The 11,946-nt window shown below is 46.7% G+C and carries 10 protein-coding genes; 2 read left to right on the top strand and 8 right to left on the bottom strand.

Translation table 11 applies throughout. The features are described from left to right. Positions 1 to 23: 23 nt before the first annotated feature. The 8 genes from AACQ75_RS13480 to msrA all read right to left on the bottom strand — a co-directional run bounded on the left by AACQ75_RS13480 (position 24) and on the right by msrA (position 6,268). The gene (locus AACQ75_RS13480) at positions 24 to 923 is read right to left on the bottom strand and encodes a TIGR03899 family protein (protein ID WP_088721320.1); all 900 of its coding nucleotides are present in this window, start codon (positions 921 to 923) and stop codon (positions 24 to 26) included. A gap of 295 nt (positions 924 to 1,218) precedes the next feature. Beyond that, a complete protein-coding gene (locus AACQ75_RS13475) occupies positions 1,219 to 1,719 on the bottom strand; it encodes a DUF3299 domain-containing protein (RefSeq protein ID WP_170888827.1) in 501 nt (166 codons plus the stop codon). Positions 1,720 to 1,728: 9 nt separating this feature from the next. Continuing rightward, positions 1,729 to 2,988, bottom strand: a complete 1,260-nt coding sequence (locus AACQ75_RS13470) for an ABC transporter permease (RefSeq protein ID WP_170888826.1) — start codon at positions 2,986 to 2,988, stop codon at positions 1,729 to 1,731. Further along, complete coding sequence (locus AACQ75_RS13465) at positions 2,985 to 3,701, bottom strand: ABC transporter ATP-binding protein (protein ID WP_013855948.1); 717 nt, start codon at positions 3,699 to 3,701, stop codon at positions 2,985 to 2,987. Before AACQ75_RS13465 ends, AACQ75_RS13470 begins: the two co-directional genes overlap by 4 nt. A gap of 69 nt (positions 3,702 to 3,770) precedes the next feature. Beyond that, a complete protein-coding gene (gene zrgA / locus AACQ75_RS13460) occupies positions 3,771 to 4,448 on the bottom strand; it encodes a zinc uptake protein ZrgA (RefSeq protein ID WP_170888825.1) in 678 nt (225 codons plus the stop codon). Between the two features lie 81 nt (positions 4,449 to 4,529). After that, positions 4,530 to 4,823 carry a DUF2607 family protein gene (locus tag AACQ75_RS13455; protein ID WP_081989810.1) on the bottom strand — a complete coding sequence of 98 codons (294 nt, stop codon included), beginning with the start codon at positions 4,821 to 4,823 and terminating at the stop codon, positions 4,530 to 4,532. Between the two features lie 140 nt (positions 4,824 to 4,963). Then, positions 4,964 to 5,515, bottom strand: a complete 552-nt coding sequence (locus tag AACQ75_RS13450; protein WP_170888824.1) for a YtfJ family protein — start codon at positions 5,513 to 5,515, stop codon at positions 4,964 to 4,966. Between the two features lie 114 nt (positions 5,516 to 5,629). Then, positions 5,630 to 6,268, bottom strand: coding sequence for a peptide-methionine (S)-S-oxide reductase MsrA (gene msrA, locus AACQ75_RS13445; RefSeq protein WP_088729165.1), 639 nt, complete (start codon positions 6,266 to 6,268; stop codon positions 5,630 to 5,632). A 167-nt stretch (positions 6,269 to 6,435) separates the two neighbouring features. On the opposite strand from msrA, the gene tamA reads away from it, so the two are divergent. Beyond that, positions 6,436 to 8,148 carry an autotransporter assembly complex protein TamA gene (gene tamA / locus AACQ75_RS13440; RefSeq protein ID WP_013855954.1) on the top strand — a complete coding sequence of 571 codons (1,713 nt, stop codon included), beginning with the start codon at positions 6,436 to 6,438 and terminating at the stop codon, positions 8,146 to 8,148. Further along, positions 8,145 to 11,942: an autotransporter assembly complex protein TamB gene (tamB, locus tag AACQ75_RS13435; protein WP_170888823.1), complete on the top strand. Its 3,798-nt coding sequence runs from the start codon at positions 8,145 to 8,147 to the stop codon at positions 11,940 to 11,942. The genes tamA and tamB overlap by 4 nt, the downstream gene beginning before the upstream one ends. Positions 11,943 to 11,946: the final 4 nt, after the last annotated feature.

The following is an 11,946-nucleotide window of genomic DNA, read 5'->3' as shown; positions in this document are numbered from 1 at the left end:
GCTTGAGCCCTTTATTTTTGAGGCTAGACGGCGTGATGAAAAGAACTGCTGGCAACTTCGGTGTGGACAGTGAATTTCTGGCTAAGCACCGCCAACATCTGATCGTAGTACTGCATATTCGGTTTATTACCCAGTAGCTTACACAGCTCATTGCCAGTGGGACTGAAACGGTAATAGAGCAGCCTTACCCCTTTACTCATCGATTGCAGTGACAGATTCTTGCCTTGATAGGTCAACAGCAGTGCCGGTTCAAGTTCAATTTCTCCTGATTCCAGTTCAGTGGCATGCAGTAAGCCAAGCTCGATCAGTACCAACAGGCTCGAATAGGGTAATTGGAAACTACCCATATTGATGACAAATGTGTTGATGCGTTTTCCTAAACTAAAAATACCGTTAGTAGCACGAATGCCGACCAACAGCTTGCGGCTGTTATCGCTACCAAAACAGCAGGCTAACGCTGAGGCTTTTTGGAGTATCTGCGCCTCTTTCGGTGTCATGTCTTGTAATACTTGCAGTGCTTTCATTGAGGTTGAACCGGGGTTGGTCACCTCGCGTTTGAGTACTTGCGCCCAAAGTCGCTGCATCGAAGAGTTGTGGATGTCTTGCGCCATATCGAAAAAACGGTGTAACCAATCTTGATCAGGCTCTCCCGCGGTCTCATTTTTACAAGAGATATGCGCCAGTTTGACGATCTGCTCTAGGTTTTTTTGTCGCTGCTCTTTACGTTGCTGTTCTCTAAATAAGGCGCGATCAAGCGAGGTTTTTTCTGGCGGATCCGTTTGTAGCAGCGCATCTAAGCCGTGATATTGAGCAATATTCAAAATGCGACTACCACTGTCTTTGATATAGCTCGATTTTTTTTCGTGGCTTTGACCTGAGTTAGCTTGATGTTCAATCACTACAGGGTTGTTGGTATCTGCCATTTTATGTCCGCTTCAATCACCCATTTCATTCATGGATTAAAATGTAACGTGTAACGCATTTTCCATCTAGGAAAAACATTCGTTCTAGATCATAAATTTGCGCTATCCCTAATGATAATAACTTGTTAAAATTGTTATCGGAATTTGTGGGGCGCTTATGAAGTGTTGGAAAGAAAATAGACTGAAAAAGCACCTATCGATTACTTTACTATTGTTGATATATGTCGCTTTGCTAGCGTATTTATCTAAATATATCGTTTAGTTTAGATGAATCAATAGGTTGCTATTTTGTTAACTACATGTCGTCGTATTCTTCGATCGCAGTGCCTTCGATCACATACGCTGTTTCGGCCAGATCGTGGCTAACACTTTCGGTTTTCAGTGTCCCAATCAGATAAATTACATCCCAGAGCTGCTGGATTGGAGCACCTTGCGGATATTTCACATAAATAATTTGGTTTGGTGGCGGTGGCGGCACGTGAATGCATGCGCCAAAGTAGGGCACCAGTAGAAACTCAGTAACGTTATTGGCGTCACCTTCCAGTGGGATCACAAAGCCGGGTATTTTGACCATGCTGCCATTGAGCTCTTTTCTAACCCCGCCGATTTTTGATTGTGCAGCCGTCATTTCGCCATCATGGTTCAATGCAGGCATACCATCGGCGTTGAATTGGTTACGTTCGTTCTCCGGGATCAGATCGATCCAATCGAGCGTCAGTACTTGTTCATTACTCTGTGCGTACATCGGTAACAAGCCTGATAGCAGCAGCGCGCTGATAAGCAGTAGTTTTTTCATCGTTAAGTCCTAAATTCGAATGGTCATTCCATCGCTAAGTGATTGTCTATAGGCTCGTAGAGCCGGAATTATACCAATAATAATGCCAGCCAGCTGTACATAAGCTAATAATTGCCACTCATAGCCGCTTAAGGCGCTGAGTGTGATTTGAATGCCATAATGCTGCGCAATAAAAGGTTGCGCCAGTGCGAGCAGTGAATATAACCCCGCTAATCCAACGCAGATACCAATGAAGGTCAGCGTCGTCGCTTCGCTGATAAGCAGAGCAAAAATATGTTTAGGTTGTGCGCCCATGGCGCGCAGAATCGCCATTTCACGGCGTCTTTCCTGCAAGCTTGTCAGTAAGCTGCTGAGCATACCAAGTAACCCTGCCGCCACCACAAAGACCGACACCGCCATTAAAGCTTGTTCTGCTATTGACATCATACCCCACAGTTCTTGCAGAGCGACGCCGGGCATAATGGCGCTCAAGGGTTCTTGGCGATAGTTATTGATTTCACGTTGCAGTGCAAAGGTTTGAATTCTCGATTTTAAACCGATCAACATGGCGGTGATCTGCTTGGGTTGAAAGTTGTGTTGTTCAAGCTGCTCTTTGGATGGCGAATTGCCTAAATGCGCACCCGATTCCCAACCCACGTGAATGGCTTCAATTGCTTCTAATGAAACATGTACCGTTTTGTCTACGGGCGTTCCCGTTGGCGCTAAAATGCCCACCACTTTGAAGGGGAGGTTGTCGTGGCGGCTAAAACCCACATCGCTTATCCCATGCGCAATAATGATGTCACTGCCAATATGGTAACCTAAGGTTTCGGCGACATCTGAACCCAATACCGTTTCAAATAAACCATGAAACTCAGTGCCTTGAGAGAAGGTGAGTGGTTGCTTACTTCCATATTTGAAATGCTCGAAATAATGGTGATTAGTGCCCATAACGCGAAACCCTTGGTGTGAGTCACCCAAGGAAATGGGGATCGCCCACTTGACGCTGCGATGCTCACTGAAGGCTTGGTAGCTTTTCCAGTCGATATTATTGGTGGCATTGCCAATTCTAAATACCGAATAGAGCAGCAAGTTGACTTGTCCAGAGCGGCCACCGACGATTAGATCCGTCCCTGAAATGGTGTTGGCAAAGCTCTCTTTGGCTTGAGTTCGAATGCGTTCAACCCCCATTAACAGAATGACTGAAATGGCAACCGTCAGAATGGAGAGTAGCGCTGTGGTTTTGCGGTTAAGTACGCTTTTCCACGCCAGATTGGTAATTACATTCATGCTGTCACTCCTGCCTGATTCAATTGAGGGAGGTAAACTGCGCGGTCAAATAAAGCTTCTAAGGTGGGATCGTGGCTCACAAACACCAGTGTTGAACCTGCCCGATTCGCCTCTTCCAATAGCAGTTCGATAAACGCGAGTCGATTGTCGTGATCCAGCGCCGAGGTTGGCTCATCAGCGATGATCAGCTTGGGTTCGCCAATCAGTGCTCTCGCCGCCGCGACACGCTGCTGCTGGCCAATACTCAGTTCGATAACCGGTTTAGTCAGTAGTTCAGGTGCAAGATGTAGGCGAGTGAGTAACTGTTTTGCTTTCTCAATCAGATCGCCTGCCACATTCTGCTTGCGAGTGCTGGAAAAATGGCAAGGTAGCGTAACGTTTTCAATCACTGAGAGATAAGGCAATAAATTAAATTGTTGGAAAATGTAGCCAATGTGATCGGCTCGAAAACGATCCCGTTGACGGGAAGTTAACGTCGACAGGTTGGTGCCTAAAATAGAGACCTCCCCTCGTTGTGCTTGGTTGATCCCAGTCAGTAAGCTCAGTAAGGTCGATTTGCCACAACCACTTGGCCCTTTAATAAAAAGGTGCTCTCCACGTTTTACACAAAGATCCTGGATAGATAAGGCTGGTTGTGAGCTATTCGGCCAACGAAATTCGACCTCTTTCAATTCAATGACAGACGTCAGCGATAGAATATGCAAATCACTCATTGTGAATTCCTTTAACGACAATGAACCTAGAGTAAGTGTGTGCTTACTCTAGGTTGTTGCTTATACGCCTTAAAACGTAATGCGAGTGCTGTTTGTTTTCAACTCAGAGGCAGATTGTGCTTTGTCTGTCAGTACATTGGCAGAGATTGTTTGGGTATTTGGGAACAAGTTAAACCATTGCGTGTCGAGGTACTGCAATTGCGGCATGTTATCGCAGTGATATTGGTACTGAATCGTGAATTCACCGTGACCACTATGCTCGCCTTCATCATGCACATCTTTTTTATGGTCATGGTGTGCGTGTTGAGCATCTTTATCTTGATGTTTATCATCATGTTTTTCATGATGGTCGTGGTCGTGGTCGTGGTCGTGGTCGTGGTCGTGGTCGTGGTCGTGGTCGTGGTCGTGGTCGTGGTGCTCACCATTTAACGTATGCGCGATACGACTTTCTTCTAAATGACACTTGGCCGGAGCGGGCAGTTGGAAAATGCCATCGGCGTGGCTGAACTGCTCAAGGACTTTATTTAAGCGCTGTTGTTGTTCATCATTTTGTGGTGCATGTTCAAAGCCGACTACATCAGCGCCGGGGGCGGTGATTTCAATCAGTAAATCTTGCCCATCTTGAGCAATATTGAACTCGACGTGGCCATGTACATGAGCCTCATGTTGGCGAAACTCTTCATTTGCCAGTGCTGGCATGCTTAAAATTAGGCCGATAGAGAGAGCGAGTTTACGTTGGATAAACATTGGGTGATTCCTTTTAAACATCAAAATAGCCCTTAGCGCTTTGGCTTTGGGTAACAAATCATAAATAACTAGATAAGACGTCTAAAAGTGAGGAGGTGAGCGAGCAAGATAAGCGTAATGAACTGAAGGGCGACGCTGAGTTTTCTCTACTGATGATCGAATTTCGCAGCCACTAACGGCAGGAAGGATAGGCAGCGCACTGCTTAGACCATTTTGAAAGCCAGAAAAAAGTTGGCAATGATGCTGCGCGTGATGCGCAGGATTAGTATCGAGGTGATGATCTACATAAGCGACATTCAACCATAGCATCAGCAGCATGGCACATAATGCAATGCTTTGAGCTCGGTAATGGGGGCAACGTAGACGGGTAAACATCAAACCAATACAGTAGTAAAATGATAATTGTTATAATATAACAATATTGTGAGAATAAAGCGTACTCTTATTTTTATAAAAGCACCTTTCACCACGATATGTTTAGCAAAGGCAGCCGTGTTATCGGCCACCTAAGGTTATTATAAATTCTGTTTGATCAAGCCTAAAACCGTTTGAATTTCCTCATCACTCAATGCACCTTCCTTAACAAACAGTACCTTACCTTGCTTATCTTGAACGATGATCGCTGATGATTCCTCTTTTAAATCCCACGCTTTGGCTACATTTCCCGCTTCATCTAGCACCATGGAAGACCACGGAAACTCTTTCTTGCTGTCTTGAGCGGAAGATTTGACAAACGATCCTGTGCCCCAAATCGCATCATCTTGGTTGATGATCGAGGTGGTTTGATAACCTTCTGCGGGAAATTGTGCGGCCGTAATGGCAGCCATCAATGGTGCATTTAACGCTTTAGCACTGCTGCGACCAGCAATGGCTTGAATGACGCGCACTTTGCCTAGCAGTTGGCTGGTATCCCAAGTTTGAAAGGCCGTTTTATCATCTTGTAGGATGATTTCACCATATTTTTCCACTGAAACATCAGCAACTTGCTGACCTTGGGTAATGTTGTGTGCCATGGCAAGCGCTGGACAGCAGGCCATTAGAATGGCGATCACTCGTTTACTTTTCATTGTAGGGGTCCCTTTTAGTTGAGCAACAAAGGTATAGCATAGAATCAATAAAACCACGAAAAGAGGCCATTAAACGGTTAACAAAATGCTAACAAAGCCTCAATTCTACACGCTTTATTCGCTGAGCTGGGGTGGGAAGCAGATGCCTGTTCCTCCTAACCCACAATAACCATTCGGATTTTTAGCTAAATATTGTTGATGATAGCTTTCGGCGTAGTAGTAAGGACCAGCGGGTGCAATTTCGGTGGTAATTAAGGCTCGTTGACTGGCTGACAACGCCTGCTGGTATCGCTGCTTTGAGGCTTGTGCTATTTGCTGTTGTTGTTCTGAATAGGTATAGATAGCGGAGCGATACTGAGTGCCTTTATCGTTACCTTGACGCATGCCTTGGGTCGGATCGTGCTTTTCCCAAAAATGACTTAATAGCTTTTCTAATGGTAAGCGCTGTGGATCAAAGATTACGCGTACCACTTCAGTATGGCCAGTTTCACCACTGCATACTTCTTCGTAAGTTGGGTTTGGGGTAAAGCCGCCGGCATAGCCTACTGAAGTCGACACCACACCATCGAGTTGCCAAAATAAGCGTTCAGCGCCCCAAAAACAGCCCATACCAATCACTATTTGTTGCTGATGCTCATTAGGCTGCTCAGTGATGTTGCTGTGGTTAACGTAATGAATTTCCTCCACTGACATAGGGGTTTCTCGTCCTTTCAGTGCTGTTTGTGCGCTGACCATTGTTTGTTTATTGAGCATGAGCTTTCCTTTTATGTACCGATTTTTGGCTTTATTTATTGTTGTTGAGCCACTGTTTCACATTCAGCCCGAATAATTGACTGATTTCATACAGACGGAGCTTGCTATTGGCGGTATGATTTCCATCCATTAACGATCTGTTTACTCAACTGTTCCTTTAATTAAGCATGAGACGAAAATCATTACCAGTTCTATTCACGATGCTACTTATTTCCACTTCGGCGTATGCCAAGGTGGCGTTAACCATTAATGGTTTAGAGGGTGAATTAGAAAACAATGTTGAAGCCTATTTATCGTCGATTCCAGAGAGCGACTATTCAACGCATCTTCGTTTTCAATCTCGTTTAGAGAAAAGCATGACGGAAGCGCTTGTCGCGCTGGGTTACTACCATCCTCAATTTGAGTTTGTGGTGGTGAGCGATGAGCAAGAGCTGATGGTCAATATCAATCCTGGACCGCTAACAACCATTAAAGAGATGGATGTGGTGATTAGCGGGGAAGCTGAATCTGATGCTGATTTTGCCAATCTCATTAACCGCAATGCCCTTAAAGTGGGCGCGGCGGTTAATCATGGCCAGTACGATGCTTTGAAATCGGGTATCCGTAACTTAGCGTTGCAAAAAGGTTATTTTAACGGGAATTTTGAATTAAGCCGTTTGGAAGTTGCGCCAGAGTTGAATGAAGCTTTCGTACGCCTTCATTTTAACAGTGGTATTCGTTACCATTTTGGTCCTTCGCTCATTACTGGCAGCCAAATTGAAGATCAGCGAGTTCGCTCGCTTCAGCCCTATAAAACCAATGATCCTTACCTTGTTTCCAAGGTAGGGGAATATAACCAAAACTTATCCAATACCGATTGGTTTTCCTCTGTTTTTGTTGAACCCGATCTTAGCCAACTGGAGAACGGTCGCGAACTGCCGATGAAGGTTTCCCTTGCACCGCAAGCTCGAAATCAGCTTGAAACCGGTTTAGGTTACTCAACGGATGTGGGAGTGCGTGGTTCATTCAAGTGGAAGAAACCTTGGGTTAACAGCCTCGGCCACAGTTTTGATAGCAGTTTCTCCCTTTCTGCCCCAGAGCAGACTATTACCGCTGGCTACAAAATACCGCTAGAAGATGTGCGGCGTGAATATTATCGAATTCAGTATGGAATGAAGAATGTCGATAACCGTGATACGAAGAGTTTGGAGTCTAACTTATCGTTTGAGCGCCACTGGCTGCGTGATGGCGGTTGGCATCGAACCCTATTCGTTCGTTATTTGATAGAAAACTACGAACAAGGTTTGCAAAGCGATGTCGGCCAGTTTGTATTACCGGGAGCGACCTATTCTCGTACGCGTGTTCGTGGTGGTTCAATGCCGATGTGGGGCGATAAACAGAGCATCACACTTGAGTATGGCGATCCAAATTTCGTCTCTGAAACGCGTGTGGTGCGGTTGTTGGCGGGCACGGCTTGGATACGCAGCGCCGGGCAAAACCACCGTGGTTTATTGCGTTTAGACGGCGGCGCAAACTTCAGTGAAGAGTTTGACAAACTCTCGCCTTCTCTGCGCTTCTTTGCTGGTGGCGATAATAATTTGCGAGGGTATAGCTATCAATCTATCTCACCTAAAGATGCCAGCGGCGCACTGACTGGGGCCAAATACATCGCCACCAGTTCGTTGGAGTATCAATATCGTTTGGTTGGAAATTGGTGGGGCGCACTGTTTGTCGATTACGGCGATGCCTTTAATGACTCACCGGATTGGAAAACTGGTGTGGGAGCCGGGATTCGCTGGGCTTCTCCGGTTGGACCTATCCGCTTAGATTTTGCATGGGGGCTTGACGCTAATCCCGGCGATGAATTTCAGCTGCATTTCACCTTGGGGCCTGAACTATGACCAAAGTGATGTTGAAGATAACCAAATGGGCATCGGCGATTTTATTCACCTTGTTGGGCGCGGTATTTATTGCACTCGCAGCCTTGTTGTTTACCAATACAGGGCTTAACGGTCTGTTGTGGGGAGCACAAAAAGCGCTGCCACAACTGCAGGTTGCCAGCGCTCAAGGTGCAATTTTTCCACGTTTCACGCTCAACCAAGTCACCTTTTCCGATGAAGCATTAAAGCTCGATCTCGATGTGCAGCGCGTGACATTAGCCATAAGTGCTAGCTGCTTATTGGAGCCTTCAATTTGCTTAAATGAACTTGCGATCAGTGGATTAAGGCTGGCACTGCCAGAGCTTCCCCCTTCGACGCAAGGTGAGCCTTCGTCTGCCTCTGATCCCATTACGTCAATCTCTACACCGGTGCCAATTAAGGTTGGCCGTGTGGAGCTCAATGATATTCAGCTGGATATTTTGGGTAATACGCTGGCATGGAAGCAATTTTCTACTCATGCCTCATTTCAAGGTAATCGCTTACGGATTGGCAAAACCAGTTGGAGCGATATTCAACTGAAGCTTGCGACCAATGAAGATGTCGATTCAGCCTCAAGCGCACAATCTAAATCCACTCCATCCACAACCGTATCATCGACGGCGGCACCTACGGTGAAAACGCCCATCACCTTGCCAGAAGTGATCATTCCGCTGCAATTGGAAGTGGAGCGTTTTGATATCAATCAGTTTACTCTTCAGCAAGCTGAGCCTTTGGTTGTCAAGCATCTTGGTTTGGTCGCCAATGCTTATCAGAGCAGTGTTTCATTAAAATCACTTGAGCTTGAGCTGCCACAATTGATTGCCAACCTAAAAGCTGATGCGCAGTTGAAGGGAGACTATCCGCTCAATCTCTCTTTAAAAAGCACGCTCAAAATGGCCGAAGCTCAGGGGCAAACACTGGCACTAGAGGCTTCGGGTAGCTTGGGTGATTTAACGCTCAACGCGAAACTGGGCGGTCTTGCGCAAGCAAACTTAAATGCGCAATTGGCGCTACTGCAACCTGAGATCCCGTTTGATATTTCGTTGGATGATGTTCAAGCACAGTGGCCATTGATTGGGCAAGGAGACTATTTTGTTCGCGTACCGAGTTTAAAAACTCAAGGTTCACTCGACGGATATAGCGTGGCGCTCAATGGCCAACTGCAAGGTAAAGATCTGCCCGATGTGACGCTGGATGTTGCTGGTAAAGGCACTTTACAGCAAATCAACTTAGATTCTTTGCTAATCGACACTTTAGGGGGGCAAATTGCTGGCCAAGTGATGGCCAACTGGCAAGCCCCAATTCACTGGCAAGCGGCGCTGAATTTAGAGCAGATTCAGCCGGGATTACAGTGGCCGCAAGCCGAAGGCGTGATCAGCGGTAAGCTCGAAACTACGGGTGAGCTTACCGAGCAGGGCGGTTGGAACGTTGCGCTGCCTATTTTGGATATTGAGGGTGTGTTGCGTGGCTACCCACTGAATATTGAAGGTCAATTAAACGCATCAGATATGACAGGGAAAGGCGCTTTTACTGTGTCGACCAGCGGCTTAACGTTAGCCCATGGACCCAACCAGATTACGGCCAAAGGTGAGCTGGATAAAGAGTGGCGTATGGGCTTATCGGTTGATTTTGCGGATCTGGTGAAAAGTGTTCCTGATTTACACGGCAAAGTGATTGGCGATATTTATCTGCGTGGTGATTTGCAGCAGCCACAAATCAAGCTGCGCCTCAATGCAAATGATCTTGCTTGGCAGCAACAAGCGACCTTAAAGCAGGTGACTTTAACTGGTGATGTTACGCCACTTCCTGTGCCACAAGCCGAAGTGAAATTGCAGGCGAGCCAGTTGAGCTACCAGCAGCAGTTAGTTGATAGTGTGGACTTGCGTTTTTCAGGTACGCAGGCGCAGCATCAACTGAGCTTAGACGTCATTTCAAATCTGATTTCAACCAGCTTGGTAATCAGCGGATCTTTTGAAGATAAGCCGACGATGCAGTGGCAAGGTGCGCTGGAACGAGTACAACTGTCCACAGAACAAGGGCCGTGGCTATTAAACCAAGCGACACCTGTTGCGGTTAATATCGAGAAACAACAAGCCACGATTGCCGCGCATTGTTGGCAGCAAGAGGGAGCATCGCTCTGCTTAGATAAAGACGCGACTGTGGGGCAAAGTGGTGCGGCCGAGCTCTTTCTCAACCATTTTGATTTTCAGCAAATCGCAATGTTTTTACCGCAAGAGACTCAACTTAAAGGCCAAGCCGATGTCAGTCTCACTGCTCAATGGGCGCCCAATACTGCGCCTCAAGCGAAAGTGTCACTCAGCTTAAGCCAAGGTGCAGTCACGCAGCACATCGACCAAGCCATTACTTTAGGTTGGGATAGCGTCACTATTGAAAGTACGCTTGAACAGAACAAGCTGTTTGCTCGTTGGCTAGTGGATGTGACCGATAATGGCGATCTGTCGGGGCAAATCACCATTGCGGATCTAATGGCAAAAGAAAAAATGATGGATGGCGCATTAACGCTTTCCACCTTTAATATTGATTTTCTACAGCCGCTGCTTGGGGATTATAGCCAAGCGAAATCGAAGATTAGCAGTCAACTTGCCTTCAGTGGGCCGATGTTGCACCCGAAAGTGATGGGCAGCGTGGTGGTGGATGACATTGTCGTCAAAGGCGATATTTCGCCGCTGGATGTTACCTCGGGCCGAGTGGCGATGGACTTTAATGGTTACCAAGCCTTGCTCAATGCAGCGATTCAAACTGCGGATGGCGAGTTGAGTATCAAGGGGGATGCCGACTGGCAGAAAATGGAGCAGTGGCGTGCCAACCTGCGCGTGTTGGCCGATGAGCTATTGGTGGATCTGCCGCCTATCGTCAAGATTAAAGTTATCCCAGACATGAGCATCACACTAGAACCTCAACTGGCCACTGTGACAGGGAATATTAACCTACCTTGGGGACGTATCGTGGTAGAAGAGTTGCCTCCGAGCGCGATTGGTGTCTCCAAAGATCAAGTGATATTGGACGCTGCTTTACAGCCTGTGAGCGAGCAAAGCGCCATGCCATTTAACGTTGAAACGAATGTAAACATCTCGATTGGTGATGATTTCCGGCTCAGTGCCTTTGGTTTGCAAGGCGGCTTGATTGGCCGCCTCAATGTGGCGCAAAAGGATAAAGGCCCTTTTATTACTGGAGAAGTAAATATCCAAAATGGTTCGTATCGATCCTTTGGACAAGATTTGCTGATCCAAGAAGGCAAAATTTTAATGAATGGACCGGTTGATCAACCTTATGTTTCGATTAAAGCGGTGCGCAACCCGGATAACACACAAGATGGCGTGATTGCAGGGGTAAAAGTGACCGGCTCTGCCGATGAACCCACAGTCTCCATTTTTTCAGAACCCGCGATGCCACAAGCCAATGCACTTTCTTACCTACTTCGTGGTCAGAATATTGATGGCGAGGCGGGTGGCAATGCGATGACCACTGCACTGATTGGTTTGAGCTTGGCACAAAGCGGTAAGGTGGTGGGCGAAATTGGTCAAGCCTTCGGTGTGCAAGATCTGCAATTGGATACGGCTGGTTCCGGTGATGATTCACAAGTGACGGTAAGCGGCTATATTTTACCGGGGCTACAAGTGAAATATGGTGTTGGTATTTTCAGCTCGGTGGGCGAATTTACCGTGCGTTACCGCTTGATGAGGGATTTGTACGTTGAAGCGGTATCCGGCTTAGATAGCGCGGTGGATCTTTTGTATCAGTTTGAATTTAACTAGGGAC

Source organism: Vibrio sp. B1-2 (assembly GCF_963888445.1).
In the GTDB taxonomy this organism is placed as follows: Bacteria; Pseudomonadota; Gammaproteobacteria; order Enterobacterales; family Vibrionaceae; genus Vibrio; species Vibrio anguillarum.
Note: the sequence above shows the minus strand (reverse complement) of the source record. Positions and strands in the feature narration are given on the sequence as shown.

Bases quoted from the DNA above. Each gene is read 5' to 3' on its own strand.
- AACQ75_RS13455 (WP_081989810.1), bottom strand. From the start codon at position 4,823: ATGTTTACCCGTCTACGTTGCCCCCATTACCGAGCTCAAAGCATTGCA.
- tamA (WP_013855954.1), top strand. From the start codon at position 6,436: ATGAGACGAAAATCATTACCAGTTCTATTCACGATGCTACTTATTTCC.
- AACQ75_RS13480 (WP_088721320.1), bottom strand. From the start codon at position 923: ATGGCAGATACCAACAACCCTGTAGTGATTGAACATCAAGCTAACTCA.
- AACQ75_RS13470 (WP_170888826.1), bottom strand. From the start codon at position 2,988: ATGAATGTAATTACCAATCTGGCGTGGAAAAGCGTACTTAACCGCAAA.
- AACQ75_RS13450 (WP_170888824.1), bottom strand. From the start codon at position 5,515: ATGAAAAGTAAACGAGTGATCGCCATTCTAATGGCCTGCTGTCCAGCG.
- zrgA (WP_170888825.1), bottom strand. From the start codon at position 4,448: ATGTTTATCCAACGTAAACTCGCTCTCTCTATCGGCCTAATTTTAAGC.
- tamB (WP_170888823.1), top strand. From the start codon at position 8,145: ATGACCAAAGTGATGTTGAAGATAACCAAATGGGCATCGGCGATTTTA.
- AACQ75_RS13465 (WP_013855948.1), bottom strand. From the start codon at position 3,701: ATGAGTGATTTGCATATTCTATCGCTGACGTCTGTCATTGAATTGAAA.
- AACQ75_RS13475 (WP_170888827.1), bottom strand. From the start codon at position 1,719: ATGAAAAAACTACTGCTTATCAGCGCGCTGCTGCTATCAGGCTTGTTA.
- msrA (WP_088729165.1), bottom strand. From the start codon at position 6,268: ATGCTCAATAAACAAACAATGGTCAGCGCACAAACAGCACTGAAAGGA.